Origin of the sequence: Streptomyces sp. SID13666 (assembly GCF_010548325.1) — a bacterium.
Lineage (GTDB): Bacteria > Actinomycetota > Actinomycetes > Streptomycetales > Streptomycetaceae > Actinacidiphila > Actinacidiphila fildesensis.
On sequence record NZ_JAAGLX010000004.1, the window covers coordinates 217,881 to 241,864 of the forward strand.

The window sequence follows — 23,984 nt, forward strand, 5'->3', positions numbered from 1 at the left end:
GCGGCACGCCGTCGCGAACCCTGCTCCCGTTCGTATGTTGGTCAAATAGGTGGACACGCCACCGATTATTCGTAGGCTGCGCGCATGACGCGAATGCATCGAGCGAACCGAGCCGACGTCCCTGCCCTGGCCGCCCGCGCCGCTTCGGTCGGCGCGTCGCCGGTACGCGAGATCCTCGCGCTCACCGCGCGCCCCGAAGTGATCTCCTTCGCGGGCGGACTGCCGGCCCCCGAGCTCTTCGACGCCGAGGGGATCCGCGCCGCCTACGACCAGGTGCTCGCCGAGGCGCCCCAGCGCGTGCTCCAGTACTCCACCACCGAGGGCGACCCGGCGCTGCGCGGCGCCGTCGCCGCCCGGCTCGGGGCGCGCGGGCTCCCGACCGACGCGGACGACCTGCTCGTCACCGCCGGCTCCCAGCAGGGCCTGGCGCTCCTCGCCACCGCGCTGCTGGAGCCGGGCGACACCGTTCTCGTCGAGGACCCCACCTATCTGGCCGCGCTGCAGTGCTTCGGCTTCACGGGGGCGCGGGTGCTGCCGGTGCCGTCCGACGAGGACGGGATCGATCCCGCCGCGCTGGAGGAACTCGTCGTCCGCGAGCGGCCGAAACTGCTCTACCTGATCCCGAACTTCCAGAACCCCACCGGGCGTACGCTCCCGCTCGCCCGTCGGCAGGCGGTCGCCGAGGTCGCCGCACGGCACGGGCTGTGGATCGTCGAGGACGACCCGTACGGCGAGCTGCGGTTCGACGGGGAGCCCGTGCCGTGGATCGCCTCCCTGGAGGCGGCCGCCGACCGCACCGTCCTGCTGGGCTCGTTCTCCAAGATCATGGCGCCGGGCATGCGGCTCGGCTGGCTGCGGGCCCCGGAGGCGCTGCGGCGTGCCTGCGTCATCGCCAAGCAGGCCGCGGACCTGCACTCGTCCACCGTCGACCAGGCCGCGGCGGCGCGCTATCTCGCCGACCGCGACCTCGACGCCCATCTCCACCGCGTGCGCGGCGCGTACCGCCTGCGGCGCGACGCCCTGCTGGCCGGCCTGCCGGCCGCGCTCCCGGCGGGCAGCGCCTGGAACCGGCCCGACGGCGGGATGTTCCTGTGGGTCCGGCTGCCGGACGGCTTCGACGCCACCGCCCTGCTGCCGGTCGCCGTCGCGCACGATGTCGCGTACGTCCCCGGCGCCCCCTTCTACGCCGGCCCCGGCGACCCGGCCACCCTGCGCATGTCCTTCACGACGCACACCCCCACCGAGATCACGGAGGGCCTGCGGCGCCTCGCCAATGCCCTGACCGCAACGTCGGCACCTACGGTGCGCCGACCCGTCCGAACGTGAGGTGACCGGGGCCGGCTGGGGGCACCCCCGGCCGGAGGTTGGGGGACCGTAAACAGTCGATGTCGAAGCCCCGCCCCGGAGGACCCCGGCACCGGCACCCGCCCGGCGCGGGGGTGGCGTTCTGGTCGGCATGGCCCTAACCTGACGATCCGTCAGAACTGCTCGGGTCAGAACTGGAACCGCGCCGGAGGCACGCATGTTGCTGTCAGGAAAGACCGTGGTCGTATCCGGGGTCGGCGCCGGGCTCGGGCAGCGCGTGGCCGTCACCGCCGCGCGCGACGGCGCGAACGTGGTGCTCGGGGCGCGGACCGAGGCGCAGCTCGCGAAAGTGGCGGAGGAGATCGACCCCGAAGGGTCGAAGGTGGCGTGGCTCTCCACCGACATCGCCGAAGGCGACCAGTGCGAGGCGCTCGCGGCGCTGGCGGTCGAGCGGTTCGGCGGGATCGACGCGGTTGTGCATGTCGCCGCCATGGACGGCTACTTCGGCGGTCTGGAGGACGCGGACTTCGCCTCGTGGCAGCGGGTCCTGGACGTCAATCTGCTCGGCACCCTGCGGCTCACCAAGGCGTGCCTGCCGGCACTGAAGGCGCACGGCGGTTCGGTGGTGATCATCGGGACGCAGTCCGCGGTGGCGGCGCCCTCGCAGGTGCGGCAGGCGGCGTACGCGGCGTCCAAGGGCGCTCTGACGTCGGCCATGTACTCGGTGGCGCGCGAGCTGGGCCCGTACCGGATCCGGGTGAACACGGTGCTGCCCGGCTGGATGTGGGGCCCGCCGGTGCAGGCGTTCGTCCAGTTCTCGGCACACACCGAAGGCGTGTCCGAGGACGAGGTGCTGGGCCGGCTCACCGAGCGGATGGCGCTCCCGGAGCTGGCGACGGACGGGGACGTGGCGGAGGCCGCGGTCTTCCTGGCCTCCGACCGGGCTCGTGCGATCACCGGGCAGTCGCTGCTGGTGAACGCCGGCGAGCTGATGCGGTAGCACTCGGCGGCAACGCGGCCCGGCGTCCCTCCCGGACGCGGCGGACACGCAGCGGCAATCGGCGCGACCGGCCCCCTCCTCTCTCTACCGCGCGGGATCCCGTTCCCGCGCGGTACTTCGTCATGCCCCGCAGGACGTCCAGCGAAGTGCCCGCTCATCGTGTGTTCGCGGTCACGGTCACGACAATGCCAAGGAAGGTCAAGAACGAGTAAAATCGTTCGGCTTTCTGATTTCTGTTCAGACTCTTGAACGCAGAGACCCTTGACCGACCGCCCTGACAGGGGGTTCAATCCCGGAAGTCCCCACTCCCGCACGGGGGCACCCGCCGCAGCGAACGTCACAGCGAAGTGCGTTTCACGTTCACAAGGCGGACCCCCTGGAGGGGACATGAACAATCTCGACTGGGCCGTACTCATCGCCTACTTCGGCGTGATGATCGCGATCGGAGTCTGGTCGCACAAGCGCATCGACGATGTCGGCGACTACTTCACCGCCGGCGGCAAGATGCCCTGGTGGCTGGCGGGCATCTCGCACCACATGTCCGGTTACAGCGCGGTGATGTTCACCGGATACGCGGGCATCGCCTACAAGTACGGGGTGACGTCCTACGTCACCTGGTCCTTCCCGATCGCGATCGGGATCGCCATCGGCGCCAACCTGTTCGCGCCCCGGATCAGCCGGCTGCGCTCCCGGCTGCATGTCGCCTCGCCGCTCGAATACCTCAAGAACCGGTACAACCTCACCACCCAGCAGGCGCTCGCCTGGTCCGGTGTGCTGCTGAAGATCGTCGACGTGGGCGCCAAGTGGGCGGCCATCGCGACCCTGCTGTCGGTGTTCACCGGCGTCACGATCACCCAGGGCATCGTCATCACCGGCGCGATCACCGCCGTCTACTGCACCGTCGGCGGTCTGTGGGCCGACGCGCTCACCGAACTGGGGCAGTTCGTCATCCAGCTGCTGGCCGGTCTCGCCATGCTGGTGGCCGCCCTCAGCAAGATCGGCGGCATCAGCGGGATCTGGAACGTCTGGGACGACCCGAAGCTGCAGGGGCACACCAGCGGCACCGCGGGGCCGTACACGCTGATCTTCCTGCTGGCGTATCTGTTCATCAAGACCTTCGAGTACAACGGCGGCATGTGGAACCAGGCCCAGCGCTACATGGCCACCGCCAACGCCAAGGAGGCCGTCCGCTCGGCCCGGCTCTCCGCCGCCCTGTGGTTCATCTGGCCGCTGGTGCTCTTCTTCCCGATGTGGGTCTCCCCGCTGCTGGTGACCGCCAAGAAGCCCGACGGGTCGGACTCGTACGGCCTGATGGTCGAGCAACTGCTGCCGCACGGACTGCTGGGACTGGTCGTCGTCGGCTTCTTCTCGCACACCATGGCCATGTGCTCCTCCGACGCCAACGCCATCGCGGCCGTCGTCACGCGCGACATCGCCCCGGCGTTCTCCAAGACGGCACGGGCCTGGACCCAGCGCGCCGGACTGATCGCCGCGCGGCTCACCACGCTCGCCTTCCTCGGCCTGTCCATGGCGATCGCCACCCAGGTCAACTCGCCCACCTTCAAGGACATCATCACCATCGTCATCAAGTGGGTGGCGGGACTGATGGGGCCGATCGCCATCCCCTTCATGCTCGGCCTGCTGCGACCGTTCCGTAAGTCCGGGCCGACCGCCGCGCTCACCAGCTGGGCGATGGGTCTCCTGGCGTTCTACCTGCTCAACTACCCGGTCAATGACGCGATCGACGGCGGGGTGAACCTGGAGTACCAGATCTCGGTACCGCTCGCGGTCTCGCTCGTCCTGTACATCGTCATCGGCTTCATCAAGCCGGAGGACACCCCGGAGCGGGACGCGCTGCTGGAGAAGATCAACACGGACGGTGGCGGCGACAGCGGTTCCGCCGCGGCCGCGGCCGTCCCGGAGCCGGCCAAGCCGCAGGACACGGCGGCGGTCCCCGCCCACGACTGAGGCGGCGGCTACGAAACGTAAGGGCCGGTCCCGAGGGGACCGGTCCTTACGCGTTCGGGTAGCGCTCCAGCCAGGACGGTGACGACCCGGCCGGGCCGTGCAGCGCCGGGGCCTGTGTCATCTCCATCGCGAAGTCGTCGGCCAGCTGCAGGATCGTGCCGCGCCCCTCCAGCTCCGCTATCCACGACGGCGGCAGCGCCGTCTCGCCGTGCTGCGCGCCCAGCAGGTTGCCGCAGACCGAACCGGTCGAGTCGCTGTCCCCGCCGTGGTTCACCGCCAGCAGCAGGCCGTGCCGGACGTCCTCGGCGACGAGCGCGCAGTACACGCCGATCGCCAGCGCCTCCTCCGCCGTCCAGCCCTCCCCCAGCGACTCCACGCGCTCCGGTGACGGCATCCCCTGCCGGACGGCGCCCAGCGCCCGCTGCAGGGCGTCCGTGGTCTCCTGGTGGTCGGGGCGCGAGCCGAGCAGCGCCAGCGCGTGCTGCACGGCGCCGTCGAGCGCGTCGCCGCGCGCCAGCCCGTGCACGATGACGGCGAACGCGCCCGCGGCCAGCTGCCCGGTGGGGTGGCCGTGGGTCTGCGCCGCGCACTCGACCGCGAGCTGGAACACCAGCCCCGGCTCCCAGCCGACCAGCAGCCCGAACGGCGCCGAGCGCATCACCGTGCCACAGCCCTTGGAGTCGGGGTTCTTCGGATGCTCGACGGTGCCCATCCGGTCGTCTCCGAGCCCGTTCAGGCACGCCCGGCCGGGCGCGCGGCGCGCGTACAGCCACTCCTCGCGCGCCAGCCAGCCGGTGTCCTTGCGGCGCTCGTCGGGTCCCCAGTCGCTCTGGGTGGCCGCCCAGCGCAGATAGGCGCGGTGCACGTCGGTGGGCGGATGCCAGGCGCCGCTGTCGCGCCGCACCTGGGCCCGTATCAAGCCTTCCGTGGTGAAAAGGGTCATCTGGGTGTCGTCGGTGACCGTGCCCCGGCGGCCGAACGCCGGCACGAAGTCCGTGACGCCGTCCGGGCCGTGCTCCGCCCGGATCGCCTTCAGCGAGTCGAACTCGATGCCCGCGCCCAGCGCGTCGCCGATCGCCCCGCCGAGCAGGCAGCCGCGTACGCGGCTGCGGAAATCCTGCTGCTGCGCCCGTCCCCAAACCGCCGTCAAAGCGAGCCCCTTCGGTCAGCAGCTGTCAGTCGCAGCACGATAGTCGACATTGCCGCTCACGTCCCGTGTCCCCGACGGCACAGGGGGTGCACCGGCCAGGGCTCGTCGCACGCCCCCACGGCCCGTCGCACGCCCCCTGTCCGTACGCCGTCCGCCCCCATCACGGATGCCGTCCGTCCCCTCCACCGCCGTCCCCTCCACTGCCGACCCCTACGCGTCGAGCACCGGCAGCAGCTCCGGCAGATGGCCGTCGGAGGCGAGGCCCGCCGCCTGGCGCTCCGCGGAGACCTCGCCGTACAGGGTGGTGCGCTGACGGGACGGCCGGCCGGCCGATTCCGCGATGGCGACCAGGTCCTGGATCGACCGGTAGGAGCCGTAACTGGAGCCGGCCATCCGGGAGATGGTCTCCTCCATCAACGTGCCGCCCAGGTCGTTCGCCCCGGAGCGCAGCATCTCCGCCGCGCCCTCCGCGCCCAGCTTGACCCAACTCGTCTGGATGTTGGGGATATGGGTGTGCAGCAGCAGCCGGGCCATCGCCGTGACCGCCCGGTTGTCCCGCAGCGTCGGGCCGGGGCGGGCGATACCGGCCAGGTAGACGGGCGCGTTGGTGTGGATGAAGGGCAGCGTCACGAACTCCGTGAAGCCGCCGGTCTCCTGCTGGATCTCGGCGAGCAGCCGCAGATGGCCCAGCCAGTGGTGCGGCTGGTCCACATGCCCGTACATCATCGTGGAGGACGAGCGCAGGCCCAGTGAGTGCGCGGCCTTCACGACCTCCACCCACGTCGCCGTCGGCAGCTTGCCCTTGGTGAGGACCCAGCGCACCTCGTCGTCCAGGATCTCGGCGGCCGTGCCGGGGATCGAGTCGAGCCCGGCCTCCTGGGCCGCCGCCAGCCAGTCGCGGATCGACATGCCCGTACGCGTCGCCCCGTTGGCGACCTCCATCGGCGAGAAGGCGTGCACGTGCATGCCCGGCACGCGCTCCTTCACCGCCCGCGCGATGTCGAAGTACGCGGTGCCCGGCAGGTCCGGGTGGATACCGCCCTGCATGCACACCTCGGTCGCGCCGACCTCCCACGCCTGCTCGGCGCGGTCGGCGACCTGCGACAGGGACAGCGTGTACGCGTCCGCGTCGGTGCGGCGCTGCGCGAAGGCGCAGAACCGGCAGCCGGTGTAGCAGACGTTGGTGAAGTTGATGTTCCTGGTGACGATGTACGTGACCTCGTCGCCGACCGTGTCGCGCCGCACGTCGTCCGCGATCCGGCACAGCGCGTCCAGCGCCGGGCCGTCCGCGTGCAGCAGCGCGAGCGCCTGCTCGTCGGTGAGCTTCGTCGGATCGTCCGCGGCCGTCGCGAGCGCGGACCGTACGTCCCCGTCGACGCGGTCCGGCACCATGCCGGGCGCCGCCTGCTCGCGCAGCGACTCCCAGTCGCCGTACACGTCGTCGAAGTCGTCCCTGCGGTCGCCGGTGCGCCCGGTGGTGTCGATCGTCGCGTGCAGGTCGGTGCGGCCGGTGGCCGTGAACGCCTCGTCCGGCTCCTGCCAGAGCAGCCCGACGGGCTTCGCGTCCTCGTCCGCCAGCGCCGTTTCGGGGTCCGCGAGGGCCCGGACGTGCGGCAGCAGCCGCGGGTCGAGCCACGGCTCGCCGCGCTGGATGAACTCGGGGTAGATCGTGAGCCGCTCGCGCAGCGTGAACCCGGCGGCGGCGGTCCTCTCGGCCAGCTCGTCGATGTGCGGCCACGGGCGCTCGGGGTTGACGTGGTCGGGGGTCAGCGGGGACACCCCGCCCCAGTCGTCGATCCCCGCGTCGATGAACCGCGCGTACTCCCCGTCCACCAGGTTCGGCGGCGCCTGGACGCGGGCCGCCGGGCCGAGGAGCAGCCGGGCGACCGCGATCGCCGCCGCCAGCTCCTCCAGCTCCGCGTCCGGCATGCCGCGCATCGCCGTGTCCGGCTTGGCGCGGAAGTTCTGGATGATTACTTCCTGGATGCCGTGGTACTGGCGGGCGATCTTCCGTATCGCGAACAGCGATTCGGCGCGCTCCGCGTACGTCTCCCCGATCCCGATCAGGATGCCGGTGGTGAACGGGACGTTGGAGCGGCCGGCGTCCTCGAGGACCCGCAGCCGTACGGCCGGGTCCTTGTCGGGCGAGCCGTAGTGCGGGCCGCCGGGCTCGGACCAGAGCCGGGTCGCCGTCGTCTCCAGCATCATGCCCATCGACGGCGCGACCGGCTTGAGACGCTGCAGGTCCTGCCACGACAGAACGCCGGGGTTCAGGTGCGGCAGCAGTCCGGTCTCCTCCAGCACCCGGATCGCCATCGCGCGCACATACGCGAGCGTGTCGTCGTACCCGTGCGCGTCCAGCCACTCCCGCGCCTCGGGCCAGCGCTCCTCCGGACGGTCCCCGAGCGTGAACAGGGCCTCCTTGCAGCCCATTTCCGCGCCCTTGCGCGCGATGTCGAGGACCTCGTCGGGAGACAGGTACATCCCGTGCCCCTCGCGGCGCAGCTTGCCGGGCACCGTCACGAAGGTGCAGTAATGGCACTTGTCACGGCACAGCCGGGTCAGCGGGATGAAGACCTTCCGCGAGTACGTGATCACCCCGGGACGGCCGGCCGTCTCCAGGCCCGCGTCACGCACCCGGGCCGCGGTCGCGGACAGGTCCACCAGGTCGTCGCCACGTGCCTGCAGCAGCACCGCCGCCTCGGCGGTGTCCAGCGTGACTCCGTCGCGGGCACGCTTCAGCGCGCGCCGCATGCCGTTGGTAGTGGGGGTCGGCTCCTCGGGGCGGGACAGGCTCATGGTCATCTCCCGAGCATAGGTCGCTGCCCGGCACGCGGGGTCATGGCATTTGCTATGGCGTTGGCCACCCGGGGGGCGGTGTGGGTCGCAGGGACCGCGCGTGGTCGTACGGCGCGGGTCACAGGAACCGCGCGTAGTCGTCCAGCACGCGCAACACCTCGTCCTCGCCGGCCGGTGGCAGCTGGACCACGCACTCCTCGATGCCCAGCTCACCGAAGTGCGCGAGCTTTCCCTCGGTCGGGCGCACCGCCGACGGAACGATCTGCGGCCCGCCCGGTCCGCGGCCCGCCCCGTCCCACACCTCCCGCAGCCGCGGCAGCGCGTCGGCGAGGCCGCCGCCCCCGATCGGCATCCAGCCGTCCGCGTAGTCCGCGATGTGTCCGAACAGTTTCGGCCCGGCGGCCCCGCCGACCAGCGTCCGCAGCGGACCCACCGGCTTCGGATGGGCCTGGCTCGCCGCCACCGACGCGAACTCCCCCGCGTACGCCGTCGGCTCGGGCGCCCACAGCGCCCGCATCACCCGCATCCGGTCCCGTACGAGATCGCGCCGCCGCGCCCACTCCACTCCGTGGTCCGCCGCCTCCTCCACGTTCCAGCCGAAACCCACCCCGAGCGTGAACCGCCCGCCCGAGAGGTGGTCGAGCGTCGCGATCTGCTTCGCCAGCACGATCGGATCGTGCTGCGCGACCAGCGTGATGGCGGTCCCCAGCGCGATCCGCCGGGTGGCCGCCGCGGCGGCCGCGAGCGCGGTGAACGGGTCGAACGTCCGCCCGTACTCGCGCGGCAGCGGCTCCCCCATCGGCGCCGGCGTGGTCCTGGCCACCGGAATGTGCGTGTGCTCCGGCAGGAACAGCCCGGCGAACCCGCGCTGCTCCAGTTCCTCGGCGAGGCGCACGGGGCCGATGGTCTCGTCGGTCAGGAAGATCGTGGTGTTGATCCGCACGGGCAACCTCCGGTTGAGGGTGGAGTCGAACTTCGTTCAGCTACGTGTGCGTTTGCATGCGATCCGGTCATCCGCCGGCCGCTCGCCGTTCCGGCCTCCGACGCTCCGGAGTAGAACAGTTCGCTGCGGAACCTCCCACCCCTCTCGCCCAGGAGGCACGACGGATGGAACGACGCGAAGTTCTCAAGTTCACAGCGCTCGCGGGAGCCACCGGAGTGTTTACGCTGGCTCCTGTGAGCTTCGCTGGAGCCGAGCCCGCGGGCGCGGGTGCGCAGGACAGCGCCCCCGCGGCCGAGGAGACCCGTACCGTCACCGGGCATCTGCCCACGGGTGTGGCGGACTTCGTCTACCTGCCCGTGAACGTGCCGCACGGCGTCCGTGAGATCGCCGTCTCGTACACCTACGACCGGCCGGCCGTGCCCGTCGGAACCGTCGGCAACGCCTGCGACATCGGCATCTTCGACCAGCACGGCACCGCGCTCGGCGGCAAGGGCTTCCGCGGCTGGTCCGGCGGCGCCCGCACCGCATTCACGATCAGCGCCGAGCAGGCCACGCCGGGGTATCTCGCGGGACCGGTCTCTCCCGGCACCTGGAACGTCGTCCTCGGGCCGTACACCGTCGCGCCACAGGGGCTGGACTACTCCGTCACCATCACCCTGCGCTACGGCCCGCGGGGCACCACCCCGGCGCCCACCTACCCGCCGCAGCACGCCAAGGGGCGCGGCCGCGCCTGGTACCGCGGCGACTGCCATCTGCACACCGTCCACTCCGACGGGCAGCGCACCCCGGCCGAGGTCACCGCCGCCGCGCGCGCCGCCGGACTCGACTTCATCAACACCAGCGAGCACAACACCACGTCCGCGCACTCCGTCTACGGGCCGCTCGCCGGCGACGACCTGCTCGTCCTCACCGGCGAGGAGATCACCACCCGCAACGGCCACTACCTGGCCATCGGCACGGACCCCGGCGTCTGGTTCGACTGGCGCTACCGCGCCCGCGACGACGCGTACGCGCGGTTCGCGCGCAAGATCCGTGGGGCGGGCGGCCTGGTGGTGCCGGCCCATCCGTACGGGATCTTCCCCGCCAGCCAGTGGAAGTTCGGCTACGACCAGGCGGACGCCATCGAGGTCTGGAACGGCCCCTGGGGCCCCGACGACGAGCTCTCCCTCAACACCTGGGACAACCTCCTCACGGCGTCCACCCGCGGCGACGGTCACTGGATCCCCGCCATGGGCAACTCGGACGCCCACCGCGAGCCGCAGGTCGTCGGCCTCCCCCAGACGGTCGTCCTCGCGGACGGCCTTGACCGTGCGGCTCTGCTCGCGGGAATCCGCGCGGGGCGCAGCTGGCTCGCGGAGTCGTCCGACGTCCAGCTCGCCTTCACGGCCACCGGGCCGCATGGGGAGCATGCGGGGATCGGGGAGCGGCTGGTGGTGGGGGCGGAGGACGTCGTGACGGTGCGGCTGGAGGTGTCGGGGGTGCCGGGGGTGCCGGTTGGGGGCGGGGTGTTCGGGGCGCAGGTGCGGTTGATGACGGACGAGGGCCAGATGTTCGCCACGCAGCTTGCTCCCTCCGGGACGGGTTCCGTTGAGTGGCGGACGACGGCGTCGCTGGCGGCGTACGTCCGGGCGGAGGTGCGGCATCCGGTTACTGACGGTGGGGTGAGTGGGCTTCCGGGGGCGGTTGCTGCGCTGACGAATCCGATGTGGCTGGACGTTCGGTAGGGGTCGGGGGCCGGGCCCTCCGGGGGAGGGGTCCGGAATCGTATATTTACGGGCCTGGCGGCCCACAAATACACGGCAGCATTTCGGACCCCTCCCCCTGCGGCCCCGTCCCCCTCACGTCACAACCGGAGCACTGATGCGGGTGCCGATACCCGTGCATCGGGTCCGTCCCCCGCCCCTTCACGTCCGCGGGTGCGGGGGCGGGTGCGCCACCGCCTCCGGATCCCTTGCGCCCGCGTCGAGTCTGCGGGCGGGTGCCGACGCTCGTGCATCTGTGCCGGTATCGGGCGGGTGGCTGGGGAAAGCCCGCCGCAGGCGCAACGGTGGGGCGGGCGCCGACGTACCGCACCCCGTCAGTCCCCGTTACACCGTGTGGACGGATGCCGTGTCGCGGCCCGACCGCAAGACCGTTCCGGGGACGGCGCCGGTGATTTCGTCGTCTCTGATCGTCTCGACGCCGTTGACCCGTACGGAGACGATGCCGATCGCGCGCGAGTCGAGTCGGGGGCTGTTGCCCGGGAGGTCGTGGACGAGGGTGGCGATGCCGGCGTCGATGCGGGTGGGGTCGAAGAGGACGAGGTCGGCGTAGTAGCCCTCGGTCACCCGGCCTCGGCCGCGGAGGCCGAAGAGCTGGGCGGGGTCGTCGGTGAGCATGCGGACGGCCTGTTCCAGGGGGACCAGGCGGCGGCCACGGAGGCAGTCGCCGAGGAAGCGGGTGGTGTACGGGGCGCCGCACATGCGGTCGAGGTGGGCGCCCGCGTCGGAGCCGCCGAGCATGACGTCCTCGTGTTCCCAGGTGCGGGCGCGGAGCGCCCAGCTGTCCGGGTCGTTGTCGGTGGGCATCGGCCACAGGACGGTCCGCATGTCGTCGTTGGCGCAGATCTCGACGATGGTCTCGAACGCCTCCTGGCCGCGTTCGGCGGCGATGTCCTTGACGACGCGGCCGCTGACGCCGGTGTTGGCCTCGGAGTAGGTGTCGCCGATGACGTAGCGGCCGAAGTTGGCGAGGCGGCGGAAGACGCCGGCTTCGGGGCTGTTGGCGCTGCGGAGCATTTCGGCGCGGACGGCGGGGTCGCGGAGTTTCGCGATGCGTTCGGGGATGGGGAGGTTGAGGATCTCGCCCCAGCCGGGGATGAGGTTGAGGGCGCAGAACGTGCCGAGGGACATGTTCATCGGCGTGAGGATCGGCATGGTGAGGGCGACGATGCGGCCGCCGGCCTTGCGGGCGCGTTCTGAGGCGGCGAGCTGGCGGGGGACGCGGGCCGGGACAGCGGCGTCGATGGTGAGGACGTTCCAGTTGAGGGGGCGTCCGGCGGCGGCGCTCATGTCGACGAAGAGGTCGATCTCCTCGTCCGCGAACTGGTCGAGGCAGCCGGCGACGATCGCCTCGATCTGGGTGCCCTCGTGTTCGCCGACGGCGCGGGACAGGGCGATGAGTTCGTCGCGGCCGGCGTGCCGGGAGGCGACGGGTCGGCCGTCGCCGTCGGAGTGGGTGGAGGACTGGGTGGTGGACAGTCCCCAGCCGCCGGCGGCCATGGATTCGTGGAAGAGCTGGAGCATCTGCTCCAGCTGCTTCCCGGTCGGCTGTCCGCCGACGGCGTCCGGGCCCATGACGTGCCGGCGGAGCGCGCAGTGGCCGACCATGAAGCCGGCGTTGACGGCGATCCGGCCTTCGAGGGCGTCGAGGTACTCGCCGAAGGAGGACCAGGTCCAGTCGACGCCCTCCTCCAGGGCCTTGAGGGACATGCCCTCGACCTTGGACATCATGCGGCGCGTGTAGTCGGCGTCCTCGGGGCGGGCGGGGTTGAGCGGGGCCAGGGTGAAGCCACAGTTGCCGCCCGCGATGGTGGTGACGCCGTGGTTCATGGACGGGGTGGCGAAGGGGTCCCAGAACAGCTGGGCGTCGTAGTGGGTGTGGGGGTCGACGAAGCCGGGGGTCAGGACGAGGCCGGTGGCGTCCTCTTCGGTCCTGGCGGGCTCCGTGACGGTGCCGGGTTCGGCGATGGTGGCGATCTTGCCGCCGCGCAGACCGACATCGGCGGTGTACGCGGGGGCTCCCGTGCCGTCCACCACGGTGGCGCCCTTGATCAGGTGGTCAAGCATGGTCGATCTCACCTCTCCGGGTTGTGAAGTCGTGCGGGCGTGGTTGCGCCTCCGGTCCGGACAGGTCGGCAGACCGCTGCCGTATGACGCCCTGTCCCGGCCGGAGGCGCGGGGCGGCGGTCCGGGAAGACGCCGCCCCCGCTTCTACTGGCCCGCCGCCTGGCGGAACCGGGTGGTGCGGTGCACCGGGTCCGTGTCGATCTTCGGGATGACGTGCTCACCGATGAGCTTGATCGTGTTCATCGTGTCCTCGTACGAGATCCCGATCGGCAGCCCGAAGGAGAGCTGGTCGGCGCCGGCCTGCTCCCAGCGCTTGCACTGCGCGGTGACCTCGTCCGGGTCGCCGCAGATCATCAGCTCCTCGGCGATGAGGAGTTCGATGATCTCCTCGCTGTACTCGGGAAGCAGTTCCGGCCACTCGGGGATGCCCTCGGGCCGGGGGAAGGTGTCGTGGTAGCGGAAGACCAGCGACTGCAGCCGGTTGAGGCCGCCCTTGGCGGCGATCTCGACGGCCTTGGCGTGCGTCTCCGCGCAGATGGCGGTGGACGTCACCATGACGTTGTCGTTGACGAAGTCGCCGATCGGCTCGGCCTCCTGGATGCCGTTCTTGTACTGCTCCAGCACCCACTCCATGTCGGAGACCTTCTGGACGCTGAAGCCGAGTACGCCGAGGCCCTTCTTGGCGGCCATCGCGTACGAGGAGGGCGATCCGGCGGCGTACCACATGGCCGGGTGCGACTTCCCGTACGGCTTGGGGAAGATCTTGCGCGGCGGCAGTGACCAGTGCTTCCCCTGGAACCCGACGTACTCGTCCTGGAGCCACATCTTGGGGAACTCGGCGATGGTCTCTTCCCAGATCTCCTTGGTGTGGTTCATGTCGGTGATGCCCGGCATGAACCCCAGGATCTCGTGGCTGCCCGCGCCGCGTCCCGAGCCGAACTCGAACCGGCCCTCGGAGAGGTGGTCGAGCATCGCGACCTTCTCGGCGACCTTCACCGGGTGGTTGACGGGGGCGAGCGGGTTGAAGATGCCGGATCCGAGGTGGATGCGCTCGGTGGCGTGGGCGAGGTAGCCGAGGAAGACCTCGTTCGCCGACAGGTGCGAGTACTCCTCCAGGAAGTGGTGCTCGGAGGCCCAGGCGTACTTGAAGCCGGACTTGTCCGCCTGGATGACGTACTCGGTCTCCTCCAGCAGCACCTTGTGCTCCGCCTGGGGGTCGACCGCGGAGCGCGCGACAGGCACATATCCCTGTACAAAGAGCCCGAATTCCAAGGAGGTTCACCGTCCTAAAGTTTTCTGACACTCCGTCAGATACGAACGACTCTGGCACCGCCTCGGCGGAGCGTCAATAGCTGATGATGTGTCAGATTCAGCGACTAGAAGACCGAGACCCCGGCGAGCCAGCCACCGTCGATCACGAATGGCTGCCCCGTGATGTACGACGAGTCATCGCTGGTCAGGAACAGTGCGAGCTTCGCCACCTCGGCCGGCTGACCGATCCGGCCCAGCGGTACGAGCTTCTTGTAGAACTCGTCCAGCGCGGCCGTGGACTCCGCCGGGTCCGCCTCCGGATCGAGCTGGGAGGGGTTGGACATGGGGGTGTCGATGGCGCCGGGGCACATCGCGTTCACCCGGATCCCCTTGGGCGCGCCCTCCATCGCGGCCACCCGCGTCATCCCGACGATCGCGGCCTTCGTGGCGGCGTACGACGTCAGCAGCGCCATACCGGTCAGCGCGGTGTACGAGGCGGTGTTGACGATCGTGCCGCCGCCGGCCGCCTCGATGGCGGGGATCGCCGCCCGCATCCCGAGGAACGCGCCGACCTGGTTGACCTGTACCACCAGCTGGTACTCCTCCAGCGGGGTGCTCGCCAGCTCGTTGAAGCGCAGGATGCCCGCGTTGTTGACCAGGCCGTCGAGCCGGCCGAAGGCCTCCGTCGTCGCGGCGACGGCCGCTGCCCAGTCCTCCTCGCGGCTCACGTCCAGATGGACGTAGCGGGCGCTGTCCCCTATCTCCTTGGCCAGCGCCTCGCCCTGCTCGTCGAGCACATCCGCGAGGACGACGTTCGCCCCCTCGGCGGCGAACAGCCGCGCCTCCTGCTCGCCCTGCCCGCGCGACGCGCCGGTGATCAGCACCACGCGCCCGTCCAGCTTGCCCATGTGTGTCCCCTTACTCGTTGAGGTGCGGAGCGACCTACTCGTCGAGGTGCGGCGCGACATCGGAGGCGAACGCCTCCATCTGCTCGATCAGCTCGGCCCTGCTACGGCTGCGGAACCGGACCTGGATCTGCCCGACCCCCATCGCCCGGTACTCCCGCAGGCTCGCCGCGAGCGCGTCCGGCTTGCCGTGCAGCGTGCGCCGCCCGACCTCCCATGCCGGCGCCCCGACGTACAGCGGCTCGGCGATGGTGCCGATCTCGATCGGCGTGGTGACGCCCGCCTGCTCGCGCAGTTCCCGGATCCGGGCGATCTGCTGGGGCAACTTGTCGCGCGGGTCGCCCTGCGGCAGCCACCCGTCGCCCCGGACGGCGGCCCGGCGCACCGCGGCGGGCGACGACCCGCCGACCCAGATCGGCGGCCCGCCCGGCCGGGCGGGGCGGGGGCGCTGCCCGAGGCCGCTGAAGTCGAAGAACTCCCCGTGGTGCTCGGGGAACTCCTCGGCGAACGCCGCCCGCAGCGCGTCGATCGTCTCGTCCAGCACGGGGCCGCGCCGCGCGAAGACGGCGCCGACCGCGTCGAACTCCTCCGCCACATGACCCGCCCCGACCCCGAGGATCAGCCGGCCTCCGGAGAGGTGGTCGAGCGTCGCGTACGCCTTGGCGGTGACCAGGGGGTGGCGCAGGCCGACGACGGCGACATGGCTGAGCAGCCGGACGTTCGTCGTGACGGCGGCGAGGTAGGCGAGGGTCGCCACCGGGTCGTACCAGGTGGTGCTCATCGCGTCGGCCAGGCGTCGCGGGATCGCGACGTGGTCGCACGAGGCGATGTAGTCGAACCCGGACCGGTCGGCGGCCCGGGCGATCTCGACGAGGTCGGCGGGGCCGGCCTGTCGTTCCCACGGCTCGGCGTACATCGTGCTCAGCGACTGGACGGGCAGTTGCATCCCGTAACGCACGGCGCGGCTCTCCCTTGGTCGACGGGGCGGGCCTGCGGCCCGGGCTTCGCGGCCCATCGTCGTATCTGACGGTGTGTCAGTAAAGGGGTACGCGGGGTTTTCTGGGCCGGCCTGCCGTCGCCGGCGTCGCACAACGACCCGTTGCCCACGTCGTACGACCGGCCGCCGCCCGCGTCGTACGGGCGCCCGGCGCCCGCGTCGTACAACCGTCCGCACCTTTCGGCAGTCGGACACGTAACACCATGACCAGAAGGACCAGTACTCACACCAGACAACAGGAGCACCACATGCGGCACCGGATATCACCCATCGCCGCAGTCGTGCTGCTGGCCGGCATCGCGGGCTGCTCCGGCACCGACGCGCCCACCTCCGTGCACACCCCTCCAGCCGCCAAGGCGGCCGGGGGCCCGCGTGCCGACTTCAACGGCGACGGGTACAACGACGTGGCCGTCGGCATGTCCGGTCCGGTGATCAACCCCGACCTCCTCACCAACAAGCCCGGTGCGGTCGTCGTGACTTACGGCGGCAAGAACGGGCTGGACGCCGCCCACAGCACTGTCGTCAACCATGAGACCGCCCACGTTCCCAGCGGCGCCTTCGGCGGCGCCATGACCTACGGCGACCTCGACAACGACGGCTACACGGACCTGATCGTCGGCAACGCCATCGTGTGGGGTGGCGCCGACGGCCTGTCCGGCGGCACACCGTTCAAGGTGCCAGACCACACGAAGGGCGGCTCGGTGAGCGCGTCCAGCCTGGCGGTCGGCGACTTCAACGGCGACGGCAAGGCCGAACTCGCCGCCTTCTCCTCCCGCGACGACAGCGCGGACGTATGGATCTTCGCGGGCGGCTTCACCCACATGGGCCCCGGCCCCGGCGTCTATAAAATGCCGTCCGGACTTCACGGTGTGCAACTCAACGGCGCGGACCTCCTGGCGGGTGACCTCACCGGAGACCACATCAGCGACCTGGTGATCGAAACCACCCGGTACACCGACGACGACACGCCCCCGAGTAACACCTTCTACCAGGGCTCCAAGAACGGCCTGGCCAAGGCATCGGGCAGTCCCCTCGCCCCGGGACACACCATCGCGGTCGGCGACATCAACCGTGACGGCTACGGCGACCTCGCCATCGGCGACTCCTCCAGCCACCAGTTCGACGGCCAGGAGGGCCGCGGCGGCTTCGTCACCGTCACCTACGGCAGCAAAGACGGTCCCGGCCACGGCCGCCCCGACCAGGTCATCAGCAAGGACACCCCCGGCCTCCCCGGCCCCGCTCCCGCCGGCCCGTTCGCCGACAGCGTCGCCCTCGGCGACGTCAACGGCGACGGTTTCGCCGACCTCGCCATCGGCGACGGGGCACAGCCCTTCGGGGCGACCATCAATGCCGGGAGGGTCATGGTCCTGCGCGGCTCGGCGGCCGGCATCACCACCACCGGCGGCCAGTACTTCACCCAGGAGACTCCCGGCATCCCCGGTGACAGCGTCACCAGGGACCGTTTCGGGGAGAGTCTGCTCCTCACCGACGTCAACAACGACGGCAAGGCCGACCTCACCGTATGCGGGCACGAGGACGACAGGAACCGGGGTTCCTCCTGGAACCTCCTCGGCACCGCAGAGGGCCTCAGCGCCACCGGTGCCCAGCGCTTCGGGCCGGCCGACTTCCACCTGCCCGACTACCGGAACTTCTGCGAATCCTCCACCGGCTGACACCTCGGGTACTGCGCTGCTCGGGCAGCGCAAGTACCCGAGGGTCTGCCTCAGCCCGCCCAGAGGCCGTCCGGGGTGAGGCCGAGGAGGTCGATCGCGTTGCCTCGGACGATGCGGTCGACGACGTCCGGGGCCAGATGCCCCATCTGTGCCTCGCCGACCTCCTTCGACTTGGGCCACGTGGAGTCGGAGTGCGGGTAGTCCGTCTCGTAGAGCACGTTGGGCACGCCGATGGCGTCGAGGTTCTTCAGTCCGAAGGCGTCGTCGAAGAAGCACCCGTAGACGTGCTCGGCGAACAGCTCGGACGGCGGCCGGAACACCTTGTCGGCCACGCCGCCCCAGGCCCGGTTCTCCTCCCAGACCACGTTCGCGCGCTCCAGGATGTACGGGATCCAGCCGATCTGGCCCTCCGCGTACATGATCCTGAGGTTCGGGAAGCGCTCGAACTTGCCCGACATCAGCCAGTCGACCATCGAGAAGCAGCAGTTGGCAAAGGTGATCGTCGAACCCACCGCGGGCGGCGCGTCCGCCGAGGTGGAGGGCATCCTGCTGGACGAGCCGATGTGCATCGCGATGACGGTGCCGGTCTCATCGCAGGCCCGCAGGAACGGGTCCCACGCGTCGGTGTGGATGGAGGGCAGCCCCAGGTGCGGCGGGATCTCCGAGAAACAGACGGCCCGCACACCGCGCGCCGCGTTCCTGCGCACCTCGGCCGCCGCCAGCTCGGCGTCCCAGAGCGGGACGAGGGTGAGCGGTATGAGGCGCCCGTGCGCGTCAGGGCCGCACCACTCCTCCACCATCCAGTCGTTGTACGCCCGCACCCCGAGCAGCCCCAGCTCCCGGTCCTTGGCCTCGGTGAACGTCTGGCCGCAGAACCGCGGGAAGGTCGGGAAGCAGAGCGCGGACTGGACGTGGTTGACGTCCATGTCGACCAGCCGCTCGGGCACGCTGAAGGACCCCGGACGCATCTGCTCGTAGGTGATCACCTCGAGCTTGATCTCGTCGCGGGAGTAACCGACGGCGGTGTCGAGGCGGGTCAGCGGCCGGTGCAGATCCTCGTAGATCCACCAGTCGCCGATCGGCCCGTCGTCACCCGGCTGCCCCATGACAGGGGCGAACTTGCCTCCCATGAAGGTCATTTCCTTCAGAGGGGCGCGGACGACGCGCGGGCCGATGTCGTGGTACTTGGACGGGAGCCGGTCCCGCCAGACGTTGGGGGGCTCAACCGTGTGGTCGTCCACCGAGATGATCTTCGGGAAGGTCTCCATGACCACCACGGTAGCGCCGATCTGACGATCCGTCAGCTACGTGAGCGGCCTGAAACACACTCCCACCCGCACGCCGGCGGGCGGTGACGTGAGGGGGCCGGGTCCGCAGGGGTGGGTTTCGAAATGCTGCCGAGCTATTTGTGGGCCGCTGGGGGCACCCCCGGCCGAAGGTTGGGGGACCGTAAATAGTCGATTTCGAAACCCACCCCGGAGGACCCGGCCCCCGCACCCCCCACCAACCCGCGCGCGCTACAACGCCACATGCGTAGGAAGCAGAATCCGCCACACCGCGTCCTCCACCCCGTGCACCGCCGCGATCCACCCCACGTTCTCCTCCTCCGTCCCCAGCCGCACCGCCTGCGCCAGTTCCGCCACCACATCCGCCAGGTCCCCGTGCCCCATCGCCGGCTCCAGCCGGCCGCCCGCGGGCCCGTCGTCCAGGTAGCGCTGGTAGCCCGGCGCGGTGCGCAGGACGCCCACCGGGCGCCAGCTCTCGGCCAGGCTCCACACCGGCTCACCGCCGACGAGGGTGCCGTCCGCCTCCACCACCTGCGTACGGGACCGGTCCACCGCCAGCGCGGTCCAGCCGTCGCCACCCGTCAGTACCGCGGCCGGCGCGCAGCGCTCGACGCAGCGGGCCACCGCCGACGTCACGCCCGGCGCGGGCAGCACGAGCGGTACCGCCGTCATCCCCGCGTAGAGGCAGCCGAAGAACGCCCCCGCGAGATCGGCCCCTTCGGGGTAGGCGAGCAGCACCCGGCTGCCGGGCGGCAGCAACTGCCCCAGCCGCGCGGCCACCGCCCGTGCCCGGCGGTCCAACTCCCGGTAGCTGCACCCGGCGGTGCCCGCCGTGGCGCCGTCGGGGAACGGCAGCACCGGCACCGACTGCGGTGCCCACGCCGCCCGTCGCCGCAACCACGGTCCGGGCAGCCGGTCGACGGCCGCCAGGCCCCTGGCTCCGCTCCGGGGGCGAGATCCGGACCCCGGACCATGGCCGGAACCCGACCCTGACCCCGAACCCGGTCCTGAACCGCTTCCCGAACCGGATCCGGTCCCGGAACCGGATCCGGACCCGCCTCTTGTCACCGCCACCGGTACACATTGTGAACACATGACTGACCTCTCACCTCCCTCGCACCAGGAAACACACCGGCACCACCGAAATTCACACAGCACAATCCGCGGGCAGACACAGACGGAACCTCAAATTCAGCACAACTTTCCCCGTAACGCCGGGTCGGGCCCCAGCACGGGGTGACCCCGGCCCTCCGACACGGCAAACTGGCACGGGACGGGGGGCTGAGCGATCGGCCCCACCCGTCATGCGGACACTGTTCCGGTACGCGATGAACGATAGATATACGCGCGTCGTGCCGATTGACACCGCATCGGCCGGCACGCCTCAGGGGGCAGCATGGACAGCGCGACAGGGCCCGACCGGGGACTGCGGTTCGCAGTTCTCGGTCCGGTACGGGCATGGCGCGACGACCAGCCGATCGTCACCGGGTCGCCGCAGCAGCGGGCGCTCCTGGCCGCGTTGCTGCTGCGCGGCGGTCGGACCGCGACCGCATCCGAACTCCTCGACGCCCTGTGGGGCGAGACGGCACCCACCACCGCGCTGGCCGCGCTGCGCTCGTACGCGTTCCGGCTGCGCAAGGCGCTCGGCGCCGACGCGCTCGTCACCGAATCCGGTGGCTACGCCCTGCATGTGGCGCCCGACGGGCTGGACTTCGCCGCGGCGGAGCGGCTCGCCGCCGAGGCCGAGAAGGCCCGGGGCGCGGGCGACCCGGTCCGGGCCCGCGAGTTGCTCGCGACGGCGCTGGGCATGTGGAACGGCGAACCGCTGGCCGGACTGCCCGGCCCGTACGCGGAGGCCCAGCGCAACCGGCTGGAGGAGTGGCGGCTCACCGTCACCGAGACCCGCCTGGAGCTGGACCTGGAACTGGCCGCGCACGCCGAGGCCGTCTCCGAACTGACCGCGCTCTCCGCCGAGCAGCCGCTGCGCGAACGGCTGCGCTGCCTGCTGATGCTCGCGCTCTACCGCAGCGGCCGGCAGGCCGAGGCGCTCGGTGTGTACGCCGACACCCGCCGGCTGCTCGCCGACGAACTGGGCGTCGACCCCTGCGCCGAGCTCAGCGAACTCCACCAGCGGATCCTGGAGGCCGATCCGGGCCTGGCCGCCCCCGCCGGGCCCGGCGCGCACACCGCCGAGGTGGTCCGGCCGGCCCAGCTTCCCGCGACCGTCGCCGACTTCACCGGCCGCGCCGCCTTCGTCCGGGAACTCGGCGCCCAGCTCACCGAGGCCGACAAGGGCGTCATGGCCGTCTCCGCGCTGGCCGGCATCGGCGGCGTCGGCAAGACCACCCTCGCCGTCCATGTCGCCCACGCCGCCCGCGAGGCCTTCCCCGACGGGCAGCTCTACGTCGATCTGCAGGGCACCGACGCCAGGCCCGCGGAACCCGAAGCCGTCCTCGGCTCGTTCCTGCGGGCGCTGGGCCTGTCCGACAGCGCGATCCCCGACTCGCTCGCGGACCGCGCCGCGCTCTACCGCTCCACCCTGGACGGCCGCCGGGTGCTGGCGCTGCTCGACAACGCCCATGACGCCGCCCAGGTCCGGCCGCTGCTGCCCGGCACGCCCGGCTGCGCCGCGCTGATCACGAGCCGGGTCCGGATGGTCGACCTCGCGGGCGCGCATCTCGTCGACCTGGACGTGATGAGCCCCGAGGAGGCGCTGCAGCTCTTCACCCGGATCGTCGGCGAGGAGCGCGTCACCAGCGAGCGCCAGTCCGCGCTCGACGTCGTCGCCGCCTGCGGTTTCCTGCCGCTCGCCATCCGTATCGCCGCCTCCCGGCTGGCCGCGCGCCGCACCTGGACCGTCGCCGTCCTGGCCCGCAAGCTCGCCGACCAGCGCCGCCGCCTCGATGAACTGCGCGCCGGCGACCTGGCCGTCAAGGCCACCTTCGAACTCGGCTACGGCCAGCTCGAACCGCTCCAGGCCCGCGCGTTCCGCCTGCTGTCGCTGCCCGACGGCCCGGACATCTCGCTGGACGCGGCCGCCGCCGTCCTGGACATGGACCCGTACTCGACCGAGGAACTGCTCGAAGCCCTCGTCGACATCAGCCTCATCGAGTCCGCCGCCCCGGCCCGCTACCGCTTCCACGACCTGCTGCGGCTGTACGCCCGCGAGTGCGCCGACCGCGACGAGACCGACGAGGCCCGCTGCCGGGCCTTGTCCCGGCTGCTCGACTTCTACCTCTCCTCCGCCGCGTGCGCGTACGAGCTGGAGAACCCCGGCGACCGCGTCCTCGACCACCTCGCCCCGACCGAACGGACCGGCCTGGCCTTCGGCACCCGCGAAGAGGCCCTGGAATGGCTCTTCTCCGAGGCCCAGGGCCTGCTCGCCGCCGTGCAGCAGGCCGCCGGCGGCGGCTGCGAGGGCCCGATGCGGCGCGCGGTCGACCTGCTGTGGGCGGCCCAGGACCTGATGGAGTCGGGCGTCTACGCGCGGCAGTACGAGCAGGGTGTGCAGGCGCTGGTGACGACGGCGGGCGACTGCGCCGAGCATCTGGTCGAGGGCCGGGCCCGCGTCCTCCTCGGCCAACTCCACCGGCTGTCCGGGCAGTTCGTGGCCGCGGACATGGAGGCGCAGCGCTCCTTCATCCTGGGCATGGCCGCCGAGGACCCGCTGACCCGCAGCTACGCCCTCAACCTGCGCGGCGGGATCGCCCTGCAGGGCCACCGCTTCGACGAGTGCGCCGAGTACCACAGCAACGCGCTGGAAGCGTTCCGCGAGGACGGCAACCGGCACGGCGAGGCCGCCGCGCTCAGCAACCTCTCCCGGGCCCAGCTGGAGCTGGGCGACACCGACGCCGCGGTGTCCGCCACCGAGCAGGTCGTGGCGATCTACCGCGGACTGGGCGCCGGCTTCCGGCTCGGCAACGGCCTGTACGCCATGGGCATCGCCCTCACCACGACCGACCGGCTCGACGAGGCGACCGTCTGCCTGACCGAGGCCCTGGGCATCTTCCACGAAGCGCGGCAGCGGTTCTGGGAGGGCATGACGCTCTTCCGGCTCTCCAAGGTCCACCTGGCGGGCGGCCAGTGGCGCCAGTCCGCGTCCCACGCCGAGCAGGCCCTCGTCATCCTCCGCGAGGTCGGCGGCGAATGGCGCACCGCGAACGCCCTCACTGTCCTGGGGCGAGCCCTCGCCGGCTTCGGCCAGACCATCCGCGCCCGCGCCTGCTGGCACGACGCCCTCGGCATCTTCACGGCGCTCGGATCCCCCGAGGCGGACGAGGTCCGACGGCTCATCGACGACCGGTCGTCCCCCGCCGTTGCCATATAATCGCAGGTCACCTCAATCAACGTGCTCGTTTATCTGTTGATTATCTCGGGATGCCAGGATTCCATTCATTGCACGAGCTACCCACCCGGTGGCGCACGGGGGTCGCCACCGGGTGGGTGCAACACAGGACCGACAAAACCTGGGGAGTCCATATGACCACCGAGATCCCGAAGCCAAAGAACGACGGCGGCACGGTCAAGCCGGACAACTGGCACAACGACAGCACGACGGAGCCCATCCCCGACGTCCTCCTCGCCGACGGTGGCCCCGAGACCAAGCCCGACAACTGGCACAACGACTCCGAGCCCGCCAAGTAACAGGCCGGGCCGGCGAATCGGGCCCCGCCCGCTCGGGGGAGCGCCAGGGGTGACCGGGGGAACCACAAAGCACGGGGAAGCACGGGGAAGCACGGGGGAACGCTCAGGAGCTCGGGGGAGCTCAGGAGCGAACGGGCTCGGGGGAGCCCATGGTCCGGGGGGACCGCACGGGAGAAGCTCAGGGGTTCGGGGGAACTCAGGAGTGCACGGGGCTCGGGGGAGCCCACTGGTGAACG

General features: G+C 71.2%; 16 protein-coding genes. 7 read left to right on the forward strand and 9 right to left on the reverse strand.

Annotation, left to right across the window (positions count from 1 at the left end; all coding sequences use genetic code 11):
* The first annotated feature begins 84 nt into the window (after nt 1–84).
* From G3I60_RS09985 to G3I60_RS09995, 3 genes are all read left to right on the forward strand, one after another.
* Nucleotides 85–1,326 carry a PLP-dependent aminotransferase family protein gene (locus G3I60_RS09985; protein WP_239069676.1) on the forward strand — a complete coding sequence of 414 codons (1,242 nt, stop codon included), beginning with the start codon at nt 85–87 and terminating at the stop codon, nt 1,324–1,326.
* Between the two features lie 196 nt (nt 1,327–1,522).
* Nucleotides 1,523–2,305, forward strand: coding sequence for an SDR family oxidoreductase (locus G3I60_RS09990; RefSeq protein ID WP_138353588.1), 783 nt, complete (start codon nt 1,523–1,525; stop codon nt 2,303–2,305).
* Between the two features lie 387 nt (nt 2,306–2,692).
* On the forward strand, nt 2,693–4,273 hold the full coding sequence (locus G3I60_RS09995; protein WP_164294343.1) for a sodium:solute symporter family protein: 1,581 nt from the start codon (nt 2,693–2,695) through the stop codon (nt 4,271–4,273).
* A 46-nt stretch (nt 4,274–4,319) separates the two neighbouring features.
* Here the strand turns inward: G3I60_RS09995 and G3I60_RS10000 are convergent, their stop codons facing one another.
* The 3 genes from G3I60_RS10000 to G3I60_RS10010 form a co-directional block, all read right to left on the reverse strand.
* Complete coding sequence (locus tag G3I60_RS10000) at nt 4,320–5,423, reverse strand: ADP-ribosylglycohydrolase family protein (RefSeq protein WP_138353586.1); 1,104 nt, start codon at nt 5,421–5,423, stop codon at nt 4,320–4,322.
* A 210-nt stretch (nt 5,424–5,633) separates the two neighbouring features.
* A complete protein-coding gene (locus G3I60_RS10005; protein ID WP_164294342.1) occupies nt 5,634–8,228 on the reverse strand; it encodes a bifunctional FO biosynthesis protein CofGH in 2,595 nt (864 codons plus the stop codon).
* Between the two features lie 112 nt (nt 8,229–8,340).
* The gene (locus G3I60_RS10010; protein WP_164294341.1) at nt 8,341–9,165 is read right to left on the reverse strand and encodes a TIGR03619 family F420-dependent LLM class oxidoreductase; all 825 of its coding nucleotides are present in this window, start codon (nt 9,163–9,165) and stop codon (nt 8,341–8,343) included.
* 164 nt (nt 9,166–9,329) lie between these two features.
* On the opposite strand from G3I60_RS10010, the gene G3I60_RS10015 reads away from it, so the two are divergent.
* The gene (locus G3I60_RS10015; protein WP_164294340.1) at nt 9,330–10,889 is read left to right on the forward strand and encodes a CehA/McbA family metallohydrolase; all 1,560 of its coding nucleotides are present in this window, start codon (nt 9,330–9,332) and stop codon (nt 10,887–10,889) included.
* 363 nt (nt 10,890–11,252) lie between these two features.
* On the opposite strand, the gene G3I60_RS10020 is transcribed toward G3I60_RS10015, so the two are convergent.
* From G3I60_RS10020 to G3I60_RS10035, 4 genes are all read right to left on the reverse strand, one after another.
* Entirely contained in the window at nt 11,253–12,992 is a 1,740-nt protein-coding gene (locus tag G3I60_RS10020; RefSeq protein WP_138353582.1) for an amidohydrolase family protein, read from the reverse strand.
* A 144-nt stretch (nt 12,993–13,136) separates the two neighbouring features.
* A complete protein-coding gene (locus G3I60_RS10025) occupies nt 13,137–14,264 on the reverse strand; it encodes an LLM class flavin-dependent oxidoreductase (RefSeq protein WP_138353581.1) in 1,128 nt (375 codons plus the stop codon).
* A gap of 104 nt (nt 14,265–14,368) precedes the next feature.
* Nucleotides 14,369–15,151 carry an SDR family NAD(P)-dependent oxidoreductase gene (locus tag G3I60_RS10030; RefSeq protein WP_138353580.1) on the reverse strand — a complete coding sequence of 261 codons (783 nt, stop codon included), beginning with the start codon at nt 15,149–15,151 and terminating at the stop codon, nt 14,369–14,371.
* A gap of 34 nt (nt 15,152–15,185) precedes the next feature.
* Nucleotides 15,186–16,094, reverse strand: a complete 909-nt coding sequence (locus tag G3I60_RS10035; RefSeq protein WP_239069707.1) for a TIGR03619 family F420-dependent LLM class oxidoreductase — start codon at nt 16,092–16,094, stop codon at nt 15,186–15,188.
* Between the two features lie 299 nt (nt 16,095–16,393).
* Here G3I60_RS10035 and G3I60_RS10040 point away from each other — a divergent pair, with 299 nt between their 5' ends.
* Nucleotides 16,394–17,818 (forward strand): FG-GAP and VCBS repeat-containing protein, encoded by a 1,425-nt coding sequence (locus tag G3I60_RS10040; RefSeq protein ID WP_164294338.1) that lies wholly within the window; start codon nt 16,394–16,396, stop codon nt 17,816–17,818.
* A 50-nt stretch (nt 17,819–17,868) separates the two neighbouring features.
* Here G3I60_RS10040 and G3I60_RS10045 read toward each other — a convergent pair whose 3' ends face one another.
* Nucleotides 17,869–19,086 (reverse strand): amidohydrolase family protein, encoded by a 1,218-nt coding sequence (locus G3I60_RS10045; RefSeq protein WP_164294337.1) that lies wholly within the window; start codon nt 19,084–19,086, stop codon nt 17,869–17,871.
* Nucleotides 19,087–19,335: 249 nt separating this feature from the next.
* Complete coding sequence (locus G3I60_RS10050; protein ID WP_232485314.1) at nt 19,336–20,001, reverse strand: AMP-binding protein; 666 nt, start codon at nt 19,999–20,001, stop codon at nt 19,336–19,338.
* Between the two features lie 499 nt (nt 20,002–20,500).
* Between G3I60_RS10050 and G3I60_RS10055 the strand changes: the two genes are divergently transcribed.
* On the forward strand, nt 20,501–23,431 hold the full coding sequence (locus G3I60_RS10055; protein ID WP_138353575.1) for a BTAD domain-containing putative transcriptional regulator: 2,931 nt from the start codon (nt 20,501–20,503) through the stop codon (nt 23,429–23,431).
* A 152-nt stretch (nt 23,432–23,583) separates the two neighbouring features.
* A complete protein-coding gene (locus G3I60_RS10060; protein ID WP_164294336.1) occupies nt 23,584–23,748 on the forward strand; it encodes a hypothetical protein in 165 nt (54 codons plus the stop codon).
* Nucleotides 23,749–23,984 lie beyond the last annotated feature (236 nt).